Annotated in this window: 18 protein-coding genes; 1 reads left to right on the top strand and 17 read right to left on the bottom strand. The window is 63.2% G+C overall.

The window, feature by feature from the left end; translation table 11 throughout:
• Positions 1 to 14: 14 nt before the first annotated feature.
• Genes PCS43_RS21535 through PCS43_RS21510 form a run of 6 tightly spaced genes read right to left on the bottom strand, consistent with a single transcriptional unit; the run spans position 15 to position 5901 of the window.
• Entirely contained in the window at positions 15 to 1160 is a 1146-nt protein-coding gene (locus PCS43_RS21535; protein ID WP_064443319.1) for a sulfotransferase family protein, read from the bottom strand.
• 22 nt (positions 1161 to 1182) lie between these two features.
• Positions 1183 to 1974 (bottom strand): SDR family oxidoreductase, encoded by a 792-nt coding sequence (locus PCS43_RS21530; RefSeq protein ID WP_064113990.1) that lies wholly within the window; start codon positions 1972 to 1974, stop codon positions 1183 to 1185.
• Positions 1968 to 2327, bottom strand: coding sequence for a nuclear transport factor 2 family protein (locus PCS43_RS21525; protein ID WP_003942015.1), 360 nt, complete (start codon positions 2325 to 2327; stop codon positions 1968 to 1970). The genes PCS43_RS21530 and PCS43_RS21525 overlap by 7 nt, the downstream gene beginning before the upstream one ends.
• A 24-nt stretch (positions 2328 to 2351) precedes the next feature.
• A complete protein-coding gene (gene cysN, locus PCS43_RS21520; protein ID WP_007735300.1) occupies positions 2352 to 4253 on the bottom strand; it encodes a sulfate adenylyltransferase subunit CysN in 1902 nt (633 codons plus the stop codon).
• Positions 4253 to 5158 carry a sulfate adenylyltransferase subunit CysD gene (cysD, locus tag PCS43_RS21515; protein ID WP_019744365.1) on the bottom strand — a complete coding sequence of 302 codons (906 nt, stop codon included), beginning with the start codon at positions 5156 to 5158 and terminating at the stop codon, positions 4253 to 4255. Before cysD ends, cysN begins: the two co-directional genes overlap by 1 nt.
• Entirely contained in the window at positions 5155 to 5901 is a 747-nt protein-coding gene (locus tag PCS43_RS21510; RefSeq protein ID WP_209908005.1) for a 3'(2'),5'-bisphosphate nucleotidase CysQ, read from the bottom strand. Before PCS43_RS21510 ends, cysD begins: the two co-directional genes overlap by 4 nt.
• Positions 5902 to 6155: 254 nt before the next feature.
• Between PCS43_RS21510 and PCS43_RS21505 the strand changes: the two genes are divergently transcribed.
• Positions 6156 to 6767, top strand: coding sequence for a TetR/AcrR family transcriptional regulator (locus PCS43_RS21505; protein WP_003942004.1), 612 nt, complete (start codon positions 6156 to 6158; stop codon positions 6765 to 6767).
• Positions 6768 to 6779: 12 nt separating this feature from the next.
• On the opposite strand, the gene PCS43_RS21500 is transcribed toward PCS43_RS21505, so the two are convergent.
• The 11 genes from PCS43_RS21500 to PCS43_RS21450 form a co-directional block, all read right to left on the bottom strand.
• Positions 6780 to 7061 carry a metal-sensitive transcriptional regulator gene (locus PCS43_RS21500; protein ID WP_003942012.1) on the bottom strand — a complete coding sequence of 94 codons (282 nt, stop codon included), beginning with the start codon at positions 7059 to 7061 and terminating at the stop codon, positions 6780 to 6782.
• A 31-nt stretch (positions 7062 to 7092) separates the two neighbouring features.
• The gene (locus PCS43_RS21495; RefSeq protein WP_007735305.1) at positions 7093 to 7365 is read right to left on the bottom strand and encodes a hypothetical protein; all 273 of its coding nucleotides are present in this window, start codon (positions 7363 to 7365) and stop codon (positions 7093 to 7095) included.
• Positions 7358 to 7873 carry a hypothetical protein gene (locus PCS43_RS21490; protein ID WP_003941872.1) on the bottom strand — a complete coding sequence of 172 codons (516 nt, stop codon included), beginning with the start codon at positions 7871 to 7873 and terminating at the stop codon, positions 7358 to 7360. Before PCS43_RS21490 ends, PCS43_RS21495 begins: the two co-directional genes overlap by 8 nt.
• The gene (locus tag PCS43_RS21485) at positions 7866 to 8303 is read right to left on the bottom strand and encodes a hypothetical protein (protein WP_003942066.1); all 438 of its coding nucleotides are present in this window, start codon (positions 8301 to 8303) and stop codon (positions 7866 to 7868) included. The genes PCS43_RS21490 and PCS43_RS21485 overlap by 8 nt, the downstream gene beginning before the upstream one ends.
• Before the next feature lie 15 nt (positions 8304 to 8318).
• Complete coding sequence (locus tag PCS43_RS21480) at positions 8319 to 8474, bottom strand: hypothetical protein (RefSeq protein WP_003941930.1); 156 nt, start codon at positions 8472 to 8474, stop codon at positions 8319 to 8321.
• A gap of 57 nt (positions 8475 to 8531) precedes the next feature.
• Positions 8532 to 9194 (bottom strand): hypothetical protein, encoded by a 663-nt coding sequence (locus PCS43_RS21475; RefSeq protein ID WP_003942024.1) that lies wholly within the window; start codon positions 9192 to 9194, stop codon positions 8532 to 8534.
• A gap of 49 nt (positions 9195 to 9243) precedes the next feature.
• A complete protein-coding gene (gene hemB / locus PCS43_RS21470; RefSeq protein ID WP_209908003.1) occupies positions 9244 to 10218 on the bottom strand; it encodes a porphobilinogen synthase in 975 nt (324 codons plus the stop codon).
• A gap of 75 nt (positions 10219 to 10293) precedes the next feature.
• The gene (locus tag PCS43_RS21465; RefSeq protein WP_003941969.1) at positions 10294 to 11856 is read right to left on the bottom strand and encodes a uroporphyrinogen-III synthase; all 1563 of its coding nucleotides are present in this window, start codon (positions 11854 to 11856) and stop codon (positions 10294 to 10296) included.
• 60 nt (positions 11857 to 11916) lie between these two features.
• Positions 11917 to 12891, bottom strand: coding sequence for a hydroxymethylbilane synthase (gene hemC / locus PCS43_RS21460; RefSeq protein WP_007735311.1), 975 nt, complete (start codon positions 12889 to 12891; stop codon positions 11917 to 11919).
• Entirely contained in the window at positions 12888 to 14249 is a 1362-nt protein-coding gene (locus PCS43_RS21455; RefSeq protein ID WP_003941867.1) for a glutamyl-tRNA reductase, read from the bottom strand. Before PCS43_RS21455 ends, hemC begins: the two co-directional genes overlap by 4 nt.
• The gene (locus PCS43_RS21450; RefSeq protein WP_007735314.1) at positions 14246 to 15133 is read right to left on the bottom strand and encodes a redox-sensing transcriptional repressor Rex; all 888 of its coding nucleotides are present in this window, start codon (positions 15131 to 15133) and stop codon (positions 14246 to 14248) included. Before PCS43_RS21450 ends, PCS43_RS21455 begins: the two co-directional genes overlap by 4 nt.
• Positions 15134 to 15188 lie beyond the last annotated feature (55 nt).

Genomic DNA, 15188 nt, shown 5'->3' with positions numbered 1-15188 from the left:
AGGGCCGGAGGCCTTCAGGATGTGGTGGCGAACTTCGCTTCGACGTCGGCAGCGCTCACGCCGAAATCCTCGAGCGAATAGCGATGCGACGGACGACGGTGCTCGGCAAGGCTGGCCTGATGCGACGCCTCCACCGCGGCGCGGGCGTCGTCTGTGAAGGGCAGGGCGAACTGTGCATAGATCTTCTCGACGGTGCCGACCGCATCGGCGATGAAGTCCTTGTAGTCGACGTCGATGAACTGATCGGGGTTGTAACGGCTACGGGCATTGTTGAAGTTCGCATTCCCTCGCGCCCACAACTCCAGTTGCGTGCGCCCGATGGCCGGACGATCGAAGGCCCTCGACATGTCGTGTCCGCCCTGCTCTACGAGGCTGAAGGTGGACGCCATCGATGTCAACGGGTCCCGGAAGGTCCGAACGAACAGTGCATCCGGATAGACCGACATGATCTCGTCGATCGCGAAGACATGGCTCGGGCTTTTGAGCACCCACCGTCTGTCCTGGTCGTGCAGCCCGATCAACTGCAGGTTCTTCTTGTGCCGCGCATATGTTTCGGTCCAGTCCTGCTCCGCCAGCCACCGGGTGTAACTCGGCACGTACGCCACCGTCTCGAACGCGGTCGAGAGCATCGTCTGCTGCAGCAGCCGCCAGCATTCCTCGACCTCCTCCGCCCCCATGAAATGAACCTTCATCAGGTCTGCCTCATTACGCTGGCGAGCACGGTAGAAGGCGTCGGAGCGAACGTAATCTTCGTTCTCCGACCACGTGTCGCGCTCGGGGCGCGGCTGCGGCGTCTCGGCGAGCCACATCTCGGCGCCCTGATGCGCTGGGTCGGCACCGAGCAAGCGGTGCAGCGCGGTGCTGCCGGTGCGGGTCAACCCGACCACGAAGATCGGGCGTTCGATCGGAACATCTACGTGCTCTGGATATTTCGCGAATCCGGCCTCGCTGGTCAGGCGACCCGCGAGCGCTCCGACGATCATCTTGCGAGCGATCACCCTGCCGTGAGGAGTGAGGTCGGCCTCGTTCTGGAACGACTCGAGGAGAACTCGAAGTCCTTCGAGATAGCTTTCGCTGCCGAAGTTTTCGTACCCGGCCGCCTCGCGCGCAGCCTGGTGCAGGTCATCGATGGAACCGATGCCGTCGTAATCCTGTGTCATGGCTAGTCCTTGTATGAGTTGATCAGTGGTGCGTGTGACCGCAGTTGACGTCGAGACATTGCCCTGTGATGGCCCTGGCTGAATCGGACAGGAGGAAGACGACAGCGTTTGCGATGTCATCTGGCTCCGGCAATCGGCGCAGATCGGCGCCCGCTGCGATCTCGTCGTAGATCACCTTGGGGTCGACTCCTGCCTCCGCCGCCTTCTTCTCGAACATGTTCTTGACCGAGTCCGCCCAGATATAGCCGGGAGCAACCGAATTGACTCGAACGCCCTTGGGACCGAGATCGATCGACAAACTGCGTGCCATTGCCAGGAGCCCGGATTTCATGATGCGGTAGGCCCCGAACCCGGGAAGCTGGTTGCGCAACACCATGGACGTGACCATCACGACGGACCCGTGCGACTCGATCAATGCCGGAGCAAATTCTCTGGTGACGTTCAACGCCGCGAGCAAGTTGATGTCGATGCCCGACTGGATGGACGCCACGTCGGCGTCCAGGAGCGGGACCTGCGCGGGTTGAACAAATGCGTTGTTCACCAAGCAATGCGCCGCACCGAACTCAGCGACAGTTGTCTCCGCCAACGAAGCGATCGAATCGACGTCGGTGAGGTTCGTCGGTACGGCCAACGCGATTCCGCCGCGGTCTCGAATCTCCCTTGCCACCGATTCCAAGCGCTCGGGTGTGCGGGCAGCCAGAACAACCTTCGCTCCGGCCGCCGCGCTCTGCAGCGCAATCGAACGACCCAGCGCCGGGCCCACTCCCGAGACGACGACGACCTTGCCTGCCAGCAGGCCCTGATGGGTCAGCACAGCGCCTGCGGATCGAGAACAACACTCAGGGAGATGATCTTGCCGTTCTCGTCGAACTCGAACACATCGGTGGCAGCGAAGTCGGGGATACCGGCGCGCTGCACCCGAAGCTGCATGGCTGCGTACTTTCCCGTCACCGAAATCGGACCGAGCAGGCTGACTGTGAAATCGACCTGCGCGTTCGCGGTATCGAATTCGCGAATCTCGTCGATGCCGCGGTAGGTCTGGACCCCCAGCGGTTCGTGTTGAACTGCGTCGGGCGCAAACAGCGCAACCAGTCCGTCGACGTCGTGACTTCCGAGACACTTGACGTAATCTTCTACGGCAGAAACTATTTCAGCCCTGTCAGGCATGGATGCTCCTCGTGTTCAGGCGGATCAAGAAATGGTTCCGCGAGCGCGGAGATGGTCGACGATCGCGATCGCAGCGTCCTCGGTCGTCGTGACACTGGTGTCGATGTGAATGTCAGGGTTCTGCGGCGGTTCGTACGGCGAATCGATTCCGGTGAAGTTCACCAACTCGCCCCGTCGAGCCTTCTTGTACAGACCCTTGGGATCTCGCTCCTCTGCGACGGCAAGAGCGGTGTCGACGAAGATTTCGACGAACTGTTCGTCGCCGATCAATTCACGGGCGGCATGACGCTCGGCCTCGAACGGTGAAATAAAGGACGCGAGCACGATCAGACCGGCGTCCGCCATCAGTCGGGTGACCTCGGTGACGCGACGGATGTTCTCGACGCGGTCGGCTTCGGTGAATCCGAGGTCTCGATTCAGCCCGTGACGGACGTTGTCTCCGTCGAGGAGGTAGGTGTGCGCGCCGAGTGCGTGCAGTTGACGCTCGACATCGTTCGCGATGGTCGACTTTCCCGAACCGGAGAGACCGGTGAACCACAGAACTGCGGGTTGGTGTCCCTTGAGCCTGGTGTGCGCGGCCTCGTCGACGTCGACGGATTGCCAGTGAATGTTGTCCGATCGACGCAGCGAGTGCGTGATCATGCCCGCACCGACAGTGCCGTTGGTAAGGCGGTCGATGAGGATGAAGCTACCGGTGTCACGGTTGCCGACGTACGGGTCGAACGGGACCGGTCGATCGAAACTGAGGTTGCAGACACCGATTTCGTTGAGCGCGAGAGTAGTCGTTGCGGTCTTCTCGAGAGTGTTGACGTTGATCTTGTGTTTCGGTTTGGTGATGCGCGCAGTGACTGTGACGGTACCGATCTGGCACAGGAACGGCCGTTCGGGCAGCATGGGAGCCTCACCCATCCAGACGATGCAGGCCTCGAACTGATCGGCTACGGCCGGCGGATTGTCGCCGATGGACAGCACATCACCGCGACTGATGTCGATCTCGTCGGCGAGCGTGATGGTGACCGAGCGGCCCGCACCGGCAACGTCGAGGTCGCCACCCATGGTCACGATGCGCTCGACTGTGGACGTCTTTCCACTGGGGAGCACGCGGATGGGATCTCCGGGAGATACGGTGCCGGAAACGATCTGGCCGGAGAATCCGCGGAAGTCGAGGTCCGGCCGGTTGACCCACTGCACCGGCATCCGGAACGGAGCCGCGGCGGCAGCATCGTCGATGTCCACGCTTTCGAGATGCTCGATCAGGCTTGGTCCGGAGTACCACGGGGTATTCGCACTGCGCTCGGTGAGATTGTCACCCATGTATGCCGACATCGGGATGGCGACGAACCCGTCCAGACCGATCTCGTGAGCGAACTCTGCATAATCCGCGGTAATGGCATCGAAGACCTCTTGCGAGTAGTCGACGAGGTCGAGTTTGTTCACGGCAAGCACCACGTGCTTGATCCCCAGCAACGACACCAGATACGAGTGCCGGCGGGTCTGGGTCAGTATCCCCTTGCGGGAATCGACAAGGATCACAGCAAGATCGGCGGTCGACGCGCCCGTCACCATGTTTCGGGTGTACTGCTCGTGCCCCGGAGTATCGGCGACGACGAACTTGCGTCGCTCGGTCGTGAAGTAGCGATAGGCGACGTCGATCGTGATGCCCTGCTCACGTTCGGCGGCGAGACCGTCGACCAGGAGCGCGAAATCGAGCCCCTCCCCCTGGGTTCCGCTCTTGCGCGAATCGGCTTCGAGCGCCGTCAACTGGTCGTCGAAGACGAGTTTCGATTCGTAGAGCAGACGGCCGATCAAGGTGCTCTTGCCGTCGTCGACGCTGCCGCACGTGATGAATCGCAGCATGCTCTTGTTCGCATGACGTTCGAGGTACGCCTCGATGTCGTCAGCGATCAGATCCGAGGAAACAGTCATCAGAAGTACCCCTCTTGCTTCTTCTTTTCCATCGACGCGCTGGAGTCGTGGTCGATGACCCGTCCCTGGCGTTCGGAAGTGGTGGTGAGCAACATTTCCGAGATGATCTCGGTCAGGCTCGTTGCGGTCGATTCGACGGCTCCGGTCAGCGGGTAGCAGCCGAGGGTGCGGAAACGAACGCTCTTGAGTTCCGGGGTCTCTCCCGGCAGTAACGGCATCCGGTCGTCGTCGACCATGATCAGCGCACCGTCCCGCTCGACGACGGGCCGCTTGTCGGCAAAATACAGCGGAACGATCGGAATCTCCTCCTGGCGTATGTATTCCCACACATCCAGCTCGGTCCAGTTCGAGAGAGGGAAGACGCGCAGGCTCTCGCCCGGCGCTTTGCGGACGTTGTACATCCGCCACAGTTCCGGTCGCTGCTGCTTGGGATCCCAACGGTGCGCAGCTGATCGGATCGAGAAGATGCGTTCCTTGGCGCGGGATTTTTCTTCGTCACGGCGGGCGCCGCCGAATGCAGCGTCGAACTTGTAGTGATCGAGGGCTTGTTTGAGGCCTTCGGTTTTCCACATGTCGGTATGGACAGCGCTGCCGTGAGTGAACGGGTTGATCCCCTGCTTCACGCAGTCCGGGTTGGTGTGGACGATCAGATCGAGATCGCCTGCAGCAGCGGTACTGTCACGAAGTTTGTACATTTCACGGAACTTCCACGTGGTATCGACGTGCAGAAGCGGAAACGGCAGCTTCGACGGATAGAAGGCCTTGCGCGCCAGATGCAGCATCACGGCGGAGTCCTTGCCCACCGAGTACAACATCACCGGGTTCTCGCTCTGGGCAACAGCTTCACGCATGATGTGAATGCTCTCGGCTTCGAGTCGTTCGAGGTGCGTCAGTGTCGCGGTCATCGGCCCAGTTCCTCCAGTGCTTTCGGGGCGAGTTCGGGTCGGCAGATCAGCAGATCCGGCAACCACGGGCTTTCCTGGTTGTAGCGCAGTTCGCTGCCATCGATACGCGAAACATGCAGTCCCGCAGCACGTGCGACAGCAGCGGGCGCCGCCGAATCCCATTCGTACTGTCCGCCCGCATGTGCGTAGATGTCTGCCTCACCCGAGACGACCGCCATTGCTTTGGCTCCGGCGGATCCCATTTCGATCAACTCCGCGCCCATCGAGTCGGCCATGCGCATGACCGGTTCCGGACGACGCGTCCGCGATACGACGACTCGAACCGGCGTTGCGGCATCCCGTTCGGTCCGATCATCGCTGCTCGAATAGGTGACGCCAAGGGCAGGCATTGCGACCGCACCGGTTGTGAGGACACCGTTTTCGGTCAGCGCAACATGAACGGCCCAGTCCGATCGTCCGGCCTCGCCGTACTCACGGGTGCCGTCGAGAGGGTCGACGATCCACACCCGATCCGCAGCCAGCCTCGCGAGTTCGTCAGCCCCTTCCTCCGACAGCACTGCATCCGCAGGAAAGCGTCGGGCAAGTTCGGCGACGATGAATTCATGACTGAGCCGATCGGCCGCGTTCTTGAAAGTCGCGACATCACCGTCGTTTTCGCCGAGGGATTTCCGATGGTCGAGCAGAAGTTCTCCAGCCGCAGCGGCGATGTCGATCGCCGCGCGTTCATCGTTAGTGCGTGTCATAGGTACTCCACAACTGTGTAGACCTCCCGATCGATACGGGAAGAAAGGTCAGGCAGACCGCAGAGTGTCCAGCGCTTTGCACTGGCCTCGATGTGGTCTGCGCCATACCGTAACACCAGAATGAACGATGTTCATTCTATTTCGAACAATGTTCATTCTGTGATCTGAGTCATATCGAATTCTGGGCGGCGTTCGACAACGAACAGTGTTCGATGTGAATTGAGGATGCCGACCACCGCGACTACGGTGATCAAATGAGCAGTACCAGCAGCAAGTCGATCTACGGCGACGCCGAAGTGCGTCGACGCCGAACTCTCGACGCGGCGATCTCGCTTCTGGACGAAGGAGGCTACTCCGCGCTCACGATCCGCGCTGTCGCCAAACGAGCCGGCACCAGTACTGGCCTGATCTACCAGTACTTCGTCGACAAGCAGGACATCTTCGCCGCCCTCCTCAGCGAAAGTCAGCTGGAAATGGCGGACTTCGTGAACTCGCTCCCCCGCGAGCAGGGACTGAGCGCCTTACTCGAGTCCATGATTTCCGAGTTTGCTCGGCACTGGGCACGGGTGGGTCGACTCACCACCACTTGGCGCGACATCGAAGGCATGGCCGGGTCCGACCGAGAAAGCATGCGGGAACTTCACGCATCCGTAGCGGTCTACAACTCGGCATTGATTCGCGCGCTCACCGAATCTGCTGCAGCCGAAGGGAGCCGGTTGATCGACGACCCCGCGTTGATCCATCTCGTGCTCTCCGGACTCAAAGGCCTGTCGGACACCATCGTCATCAACATCGCCAAAGAAGTCACACCCGAGTACTTCGTGAGCTTCTCCGCCCGGGCGCTCGCGCGGTCCATCACGGAGTGACGGACCGACACCTTACGAACGAACGAGGCGAGCGATGGCCGCCTGAGCTTCCTTGATCTTGACGTCCGCTTCCGGACCACCCTGCTTGGCAGCTTCAACGACGCAACCCGCAAGGTGGGCGTCGAGAAGCTTCAGGGACACGGACTGCAACGCGCTCGTCGCGGCGGATACCTGGGTGAGCACGTCGATGCAGTACCGGTCGTCTGCGACCATGCGTGAAATTCCGGCTACCTGACCTTCGATACGACGAAGGCGCTTGAGCAGATCGTCCTGCTCGGGGCTGTAACTACTCATACCGCAACTATACCCCCTACCCGTATGAGGGCTACTGCGATGCGACGAAGCCCACCCGGACGCGGCGCACGACATCGATGGCCATCAGCCCCGCAACCAGAATCGACAACCCGGCGCCCGAGATCCAGAGACCGTCGTAGTGCGTGCTCTCGAACGGTGGAGCGCCCTCCAGTATCGGTCCGAAGTCGGACGTCGTCGTACCCGCTCGCCAGCACACGACCGCCAGAATCGTTGCGGCGACGATACCGAGTACACCGATCCACGTCTTCACGTCGACACGCGGGGATGGCTGTGGCTCAGTCATCGGCAGACCCGTCCGGTTCGACACCAACCACAACGACCTGACTCAACGCCTCGCGCAGTGCCTGATCGTCCTTTGCCCACGCCCGCACCAATCCCCCGGTGGTCAAACGTAAGCCGATACCGTGCCGACGCCTGGGCACTCCGGACAGCTCACCGAGCGCGCGTGCCGTTTCCCACGGTTCCATTTCGTCCTCGTAGGCAGCGTCGTCGGACTCCGGGAACACCTCGGCGATCTCGGTGATCGGCACCTCTTCGGTTCCCTGACGCAACGTGGTCGCGGTCAGAAGTACGCTCGCGTGCCGCCGTGCTGCGATCACCTGCACGTAGACCAATCCGGTGAGGATCACGGCGAACATCGCCAGACCGAACCAATGCACCACCGGGCCCGTGAACAGTTCGATGACCAAGGCGATCAGGCAGAAGATCGGACCGAACGCGATGGCCCACCACCGAGAACCCGGTTCGTAGTACAGAACGTCCGGGCCGATTTCCGGCGCGCGATCAGCCACGGGCAAACCAACTTCGGGTGGTGTCGCGGTAGATCGCGACGCAGGCACAGATCAGCATGACGGGAACAACCAGCGCGAGCACGGTACTGATCCCGGCGACGACCAGCGCGATCTGCAGCACCGCGAACACTCCGGACACGATCACCAGGATCCGTCGGCACAACGCCCGTCCGGCGCGAGTGGGACCGGCGAGGCCGCCGATCGCGAGGCCGGTCAACAGCAGAACCAGCCCGGACACCCGCACGAAGGTGACGTAGATGTCGATGTTTCCGGCCGAAACGCCTTGATCGGTGAACTGCTCACGCAACGAATACGAAGCGCTGGTGACATTGATCAGGCCGAAGAGTATGAGCAGGAACGCGCTGGCGATCCACAGCCAGAATGCTGCCTCGACAGCCGTCGGGCGCCTGACCTTCGTAGAGATACTCACGGGTTCAAGTGTGCGCTATCCGCTGACGATGCCCGGAATCATGAGCATCAGGAGTGTCACCAGAACAGAGGCTCCGAGGATCGCGAACAAGATCACTTCGGTGCGTGAACCACGTTGGCGCAGTGGCGCGTCGTGGGTGCTTTCCGTACGCAGGGCTTCCTGAGAACTCATCGCGTCCGACCTCTCCCCTACTACTTCAGTGACCCGTTTCACAGTACCCCGAGCTACCTACCGGTTCCCCGCCGGGGGGAAACGAAGAAAGTACGGATTGGACTCTTTTCGGTGCATCATCACGATCGCCCCGACAGCAGCAACTGCCTGCAGGATTTCCGCTCCGCCGAACAGCAGAGTGGCCGCGCCGCCGTCGCCGCCGAGCCCGAAGATCACCGGGATCGCGGAGACCAGCATGAAGACGCCACAGAACGTCAGCAACATTCGAGCCCAGTTCTTGCCGCGACTCATCGCGCGCACGAACAGAAGGAACACCGCGGTGACGATCACGACCAAAACCGCAGAGAACACGATGACCAGTGGGAACATGCCCTCCACGTCGGAACGCGTCAGACCGGCGTCGACAGCTGCCTGATTTCTGAGCATCTCGTCGACGAACATCGACTTCTGCCCGAGCAGCATCCAGATCATCGCGCCGCCCTGGACCAACCCCAGCGCCGTCACAGCCCACCACAACTGAATCGCAGTCACGACGTCCGTCGGCGGCTCGGGTTTCGGCGCAGGTCCCGGGTATCCGTTGTAACCGGGGCCGTATCCCGGGATCTGACCCGTCGGCATCGGTCCGAGTTCGCGGTACGGCTGATTCTCGAACGGCTGGTTCTCGTAGGGAGGTTCCCGGCGGGGCGGTTCCTGGCGCGACGGCGGCCACTGCTCGGTCATGACACCAGCGTATCGGTCGATACCGGCGCAGCCACCATGCGTGACTCCGTCACAGCCATCCGGCAACTTCCGACGCCCAGTACGTGAGGACCACGTCGGCACCGGCGCGGCGAATGCTGATGAGCGATTCGATAATCGCCGCGTCCCGATCGATCCACCCGTTCTGCGCGGCCGCAGTGATCATCGAGTACTCCCCCGAGATCTGGTACGCAGCGACCGGAACCGGGGACCGGTCGGCGGTCTCACGCAGAATGTCCAGGTAGGACATTGCAGGCTTGACCATCACCATGTCGGCGCCCTCGGCGACGTCGAGGTCTACCTCGCGCATCGACTCGCGGCGATTGGCGCCGTCCTGCTGATACGTACGACGGTCGCCTTGCAGTGAGGATCCGACGGCTTCACGGAACGGCCCGTAGAACGCTGACGCATATTTCGCGGCATAGGCGAGCTGGCCGACATCGACATACCCCGAAGCATCGAGTGCACCACGGATCGCAGCCACCTGACCGTCCATCATGCCGCTGGGGCCGAGCAGGTGCGCACCCGATTCAGCTTGCGCGAGAGCCATTTCTACGTATCGGATCAAGGTCGCGTCGTTGTCGACAGCGCCGCCGGCAGTCAACACGCCGCAGTGGCCGTGATCGGTGAACTCGTCGAGGCAGGTATCGGCCATGATGACCGTCGAATCGCCGAGTTCGTCTGCCAGAGCGCGCAATCCGACGTTGAGGATGCCGTCGGGATCGGAGGCACCGGACCCCTGGGGATCCTTGTCCTCCGCCTTCGGGACACCGAACAGCATCAGGCCACCGACGCCGGCTTCCACCGCTTCCACCGCTGCGGACCGCAGCGAATCGAGGGTGTGCTGGAAAACGCCTGGCATGGAACTGATCTCACGCGGTGCGTCGATGCCGTCGGCGACGAACATCGGCAAAACGAGGTGCCGGGGTTCGAGCGAGGTCTCTGCCACGAGTCGCCGGAGCGCAGGAGTGCGCCGGAGCCGGCGAGGGCGATGAGTAGGAAACACGAGAAGTAGCCCTCCTTCGTCGGAACCTGTGAGCGGTTGAGGAGTCCACAGACTCCTCAACCCCTCACGGGTGCGCTAGCGCCTTCGAGACTTCTTGCGCGGGGGCGGCAAAGCACCTTCGGCGCGCAGACGAGCAGCATGCTCGGCGAGAGCCTCCACCAGCGGTCCCACCTGCGAGGTCTCGGGCTGCACGTCGACGCGCAGACCGAACTCGATAGCGGTTTCGGCCGTCTTCGGGCCGATGCACGCGACCAACGTGCGGGCGTGCGGCTTGCCGGCGATGCCGACGAGGTTGCGCACGGTCGAGGACGAGGTGAAGCAGACGGCGTCGAATCCACCGGTCTTGATCATCTCGCGGGTCTCGGCCGGCGGCGGCGCTGCCCGGACGGTGCGGTAGGCGGTGACGTCGTCGATCTCCCAACCGCGTTCGCGCAGGCCCTCTGCGAGGGTTTCGGTCGCAATGTCCGCCCGCGGCAACAGAACCCGGTTGACCGGATCGAAAACGTCGTCGTACGGGGCGAATTCGGCCAACAGGCCTTCGCTGGACTGCTCACCGGTCGGGATCAGCTCGGGGTTGATGCCGAACGAGCGCACCTTGGCTGCGGTTGCTTCACCGATGCAGGCGATCTTCACACCGGAGAAGGCGCGAGCGTCGAGGCCGAACTCTTCGAACTTCTCCCACACTGCGCGAACAGCATTGGTGGAAGTGAAGACGACCCACTGGTAGCGACCGTCGACGAGTCCCTTGACCGAACGCTCCATCTGAGCCGGGCTGCGAGGCGGCTCGACGGCGATGGTCGGAACCTCGATCGGGATCGCTCCGTGAGTGACCAGACGGTCGCTCATCTCGCCGGCCTGATCCTTGGTGCGCGGCACGAGGACGGTCCAGCCGTACAGAGCGCGCGATTCCCACCACGACATCTTGTTGCGCTGCGCGACAACCTTGCCGACGGTGACGATGAGCGAGCCCACCAGTTCGGATCCGGCTTCGTTGAGCGTCGCGAGAGTTGCCTCGACGGTTCGCTGCTGACGAGTGGTACCGCGGACGGTGATCGCAGCAGGCGTCTGCGGGGCCAAGCCGTTCTCGACCAGCGCGCTGGCGGTCTCGGCGAGATGTCCGGACGTCGCGTGCAGGACAAGCGGTCCCGGTGCAGCGGCCAGAGCAGCCCAGTCGACTTCACCGCGAACGTCGGCCTCGGTGTGACCCGAGCCGAGCGCCATGCCGGCGTAGCTCGGCACAGCCGAACCGGAAGGCAGACCCGGGAGAACCTCGAACTGAACCTGCGTACGGGCGACTGCGGTGACCTCTGCGATCACGGAATCCGTGGTCAGCGGGTCGCCGGAGACCAGACGCACGACGTCGTGGCCGTTCTTGGCCTCGTGCACCAATGTCTTTGCAACCTCGGCAGGCTCGCCGAGTGCCGGACGCACGTCCGCGATCAGCTCGCCGGTCTCCTCGTCGCGGCCCATGTCGATGCCGACGAGTGCGACGACGCCCTTGTCGACATCCGGATCGGTGAATGCCATTGCGGCGCCGGTGAGGACGTCACGTGCGCGAACGGTGAGCAGGGCGGGGTCGCCCGGTCCCGATCCCACGAACAGGATCCGTCCGGGAGTGTTCTTTCGGACTCGGGTCATCGGTGATTCTCCAGTGCGCTGTATCGAAATGGGAACTTGGTGCAAGTGCAAAGTGGGGCGTCAAACATCGGCTGCCTCGCCTGTAGTCACGTTCATCAACTCTCGGGCGCCGAGTTCGAGTAACTCGCGCGCTACCGCTCGGCCGAGTTCCTCGGCCTTGTCCGGCGCACCCACTGCGCCGGTACGGATGACGTCCGAACCGTCGATGGCGGCTGCGCAGCCGCGTACCGACAGTTCGTCGAAGATTCTGCCGTCGTCGTCGAGGGATTCGACGATCTCCGCGATCGCTCCCACCGGAGCGGTGCAGCCGGCTTCCAACTCGGCGAGCAGGGCGCGCTCGGCAGTAACTGCCGCCCGGGTACCCGCGTCGTCGTGCTCGGCTAGGATCGCCGCCAATTCCACATTGGCAGAAAGGCATTCGACGGCCAGAGCACCCTGCGCCGGAGCGGGGAGCATCTGCACGGGCTCGATGTTCTCGGTGATGAGATCGAGCAGACCGATACGAGACAGGCCGGCGCGAGCGAGGATCACGGCGTCGAGTTCACCGGATTCGACCTTGCCGAGACGGCGCTGCAGGTTGCCCCGCAACGGCACGATGTCGAGGCCGAGACCGAGTGCCTTCAGCTGCGAAACACGGCGCGGCGCCGAGGTTCCCACCTTGGAACCGGCCGGAAGCTCCCCGAGGACCAGACCGTCACGGGCGACCAGCGCGTCACGCGGATCTTCGCGTGGCGGAATCGCCGCGATGACGAAACGCGGGTCCTGCGCGGTCGGTAAGTCCTTGTAGGAATGCACCGCAACGTCGACGCGGTTGTCCAGCAAGGCTTCTCGAAGCTCTGCCGTGAACACTCCGACGCCGATCTTCTGGACGGGATCGGTGGACTGGTCGCCCTTGGTCTTGATGATGACCAACTCGGCGGGATGTCCGGCCGCAATGAGGGCATCGCGCACGGTACCGGCTTGCGTGGTCGCGAGAAGACTTCCGCGAGTGCCGATCCGCAGCGGGCTCCCCGATCGAGGGGTGGTGACGCTCATGCCTGCAGGTCCCTTCCAGTGCGGTCGCCGTCCACCAGATCGGTGGGTGTGGCCACGGCCGCGGGAGATCCGGGGCTGAGTTCGAAGAGTTCGCGCAGCGCTGCTGCGTAGGAGTCGCCGCCGGGGGCCGACGCCAGTTGCTTGACGCGCACGGTCGGGGCGTGGAGCAGCTTGTCCACGACGCGTCGCACGGTGCGTGCAACCTCGTCGCGCTGCGGATCGTCCAGGCCGGGCAGACGCGAATCGAGTCGCATCAGTTCGGCTTCGACGACGTCGGCGGCGCGCTGACGCAAAGCCGTCACGGTCGGAGTGACCTCCGCGAGGCGCTGTCCGGCAAGGTAGGTCGCAAGCTCGCCGGCGACGATGGTGCGTGCGGCATCTGCGTCAGAGGCGGCGGCGCCTGCCGCTGGATCACGCTGCAGCGTCTCCATGTCGAGAACGGTCACACCCGGCAGGCCGGCGACGGCGGGATCGATGTCGCGCGGCAGCCCGAGGTCGCAGATGACGAGGTGCTTGGTGTTGTCGCGATCGGGCTCGGCGAGTGCGCGGTGCACATCCGCCAGGGTGACCACTGCCCCGACCGCGCCGGTACAGGTGACCATGACATCTGCCTGCGCCATCGCGGCCGAAAGCTGATCGAAGGCAACACCGTCGGCGTCGACGCCGTTGGAGCGTGCCGTCTCTGCCAGGTGCTCGGCGCGTTCCTGTGTCCGGTTGACGACGACGATGCGTGCGATTCCGGCGCGGGTGAGATGCGCAACCGACAGACCGCCCATCGAGCCTGCACCGACAACCACGGCAGTGCGGCCGACCAGGCCGCCCTCACCGATGATGCCCGCTGCACGATCGAGAGCCACGGACACGACTGATGCTCCGGCGGAGTCGATTCCGGTTTCGGAATGCACTCGCTTGCCGACGCGCAGTGCCTGCTGAGCCAGTTCGTGGACGACGCGTCCGGCGGCCTGCTGCGCATCCGAAGATGCGTAGGCCGAACGGATCTGGCCGAGGATCTGCTGTTCGCCGATCACCATGGAATCGAGGCCGCTGGCCACCGCGAAGAGGTGCTCGACGGCTGCTTCGCTGTAGCGGACGTACGCGTGAGCGTGCAGCGCTGTCAGGTCGAGACCCGAATGGTCGGCCAGGATTTCACCGACCTCGGTGAGTGCACCGTGGAACGCGTCCACCACCGCGTAGACCTCCACCCGGTTACAGGTGGAGACGATCATCGCTTCGGAGATGTGCGAAGACGCCAGAAGCTTGTCGATCAGCTTCGGACGATCGGTGTCGGTGACAGCTACTCGCTCGAGCACCGGGACGGGCGCGGTTCGATGCGAGACCCCGACAAGCAGAACACTCACGGCGCGATCACTGATCCGTTTCTTGTCGAACCTGCTCCGACCGGAGCGGGTGAACTGGTGGATGGGACTGACGAAGCGGATGCGGCGTGAGCCACTCGTACTCGCGGCGCGCTGGATGCCTGATCGGCATTGCGCGCACTGTTGAAGGAGAGAACCTGCATCTCGACGGCTAGATCTACACGTCGCAGTTCCACGTGATCGGGAACGTCGAGGGCGATCGGCGAAAAACTCATGATGCAGCGCAGCCCGGCGCTGACGAACTGGTCGCACACGCCCTGAGCTGCCTCGTCCGGTGTGGAGATGACGCCGATGGTCGCATTCAGTTCACGGCAGGCGACGGTCAGTTCCTCGGTGCTGCGCACGACGAGATCCCCGACTCTGCTTCCGATTCGATCTGCATCACTGTCGAAGAGTCCGACCATCTCGAAACCGCGGCGGCTGAATCCGCCGTAGCCGACCAGCGCCTTGCCGAGGTTTCCGACTCCGACGAGAACGACCTTGTGCCCACGATCGAGTCCGAGTGCACGCTCGATGCGGATGCGGAGCCTGTTGACGTCGTACCCGACGCCACGGACACCGTTGGGTCCGAGGAACGACAGATCCTTACGCAACTTCGCTGATCCGACACCTGACGCCTGCGCGAGTTCCTCGCTCGAGACGATGGAGGTACCCCGGTCGGACATCACTCCGAGGACCCGCAGGTATGCGGCCAAGCGCGTCACCGTAGCCTGGGGGATGACGCGATCCTGAGCGATCGGGTCGGTAACCGAGGCGCTGGAAGCGTCGGTGACGGAAGAGCCCGCAGCGCCGGTGACGCGCTGAGCCACAGGCTCATGCGTCTGGTGCGGTTCGGTCACGTCGCTGGCTCCTCGTCCGGTCGACACGACTGTCGACCTCCACGATGCTCCGGGGGAATGTTCACACCACGGTAACCGCTTG

It is taken from the genome of Rhodococcus sp. C-2 (assembly GCF_027854095.1).
Lineage (GTDB): Bacteria > Actinomycetota > Actinomycetes > Mycobacteriales > Mycobacteriaceae > Rhodococcus_F > Rhodococcus_F qingshengii.
This window is presented reverse-complemented; position numbering and strand designations above follow the sequence as displayed.

What these genes read in the sequence shown, in the direction of transcription:
- cysN (WP_007735300.1), bottom strand. Translation starts at nt 4,253, where the DNA reads ATGACTGTTTCCTCGGATCTGATCGCTGACGACATCGAGGCGTACCTC.
- cysD (WP_019744365.1), bottom strand. Translation starts at nt 5,158, where the DNA reads ATGACCGCGACACTGACGCACCTCGAACGACTCGAAGCCGAGAGCATT.
- hemC (WP_007735311.1), bottom strand. Translation starts at nt 12,891, where the DNA reads ATGAGCGTCACCACCCCTCGATCGGGGAGCCCGCTGCGGATCGGCACT.
- PCS43_RS21465 (WP_003941969.1), bottom strand. Translation starts at nt 11,856, where the DNA reads ATGACCCGAGTCCGAAAGAACACTCCCGGACGGATCCTGTTCGTGGGA.
- PCS43_RS21535 (WP_064443319.1), bottom strand. Translation starts at nt 1,160, where the DNA reads ATGACACAGGATTACGACGGCATCGGTTCCATCGATGACCTGCACCAG.
- PCS43_RS21475 (WP_003942024.1), bottom strand. Translation starts at nt 9,194, where the DNA reads ATGACCGAGCAGTGGCCGCCGTCGCGCCAGGAACCGCCCCGCCGGGAA.
- PCS43_RS21495 (WP_007735305.1), bottom strand. Translation starts at nt 7,365, where the DNA reads ATGACTGAGCCACAGCCATCCCCGCGTGTCGACGTGAAGACGTGGATC.
- PCS43_RS21510 (WP_209908005.1), bottom strand. Translation starts at nt 5,901, where the DNA reads ATGACACGCACTAACGATGAACGCGCGGCGATCGACATCGCCGCTGCG.
- PCS43_RS21480 (WP_003941930.1), bottom strand. Translation starts at nt 8,474, where the DNA reads ATGAGTTCTCAGGAAGCCCTGCGTACGGAAAGCACCCACGACGCGCCA.
- PCS43_RS21500 (WP_003942012.1), bottom strand. Translation starts at nt 7,061, where the DNA reads ATGAGTAGTTACAGCCCCGAGCAGGACGATCTGCTCAAGCGCCTTCGT.
- PCS43_RS21525 (WP_003942015.1), bottom strand. Translation starts at nt 2,327, where the DNA reads ATGCCTGACAGGGCTGAAATAGTTTCTGCCGTAGAAGATTACGTCAAG.
- PCS43_RS21505 (WP_003942004.1), top strand. Translation starts at nt 6,156, where the DNA reads ATGAGCAGTACCAGCAGCAAGTCGATCTACGGCGACGCCGAAGTGCGT.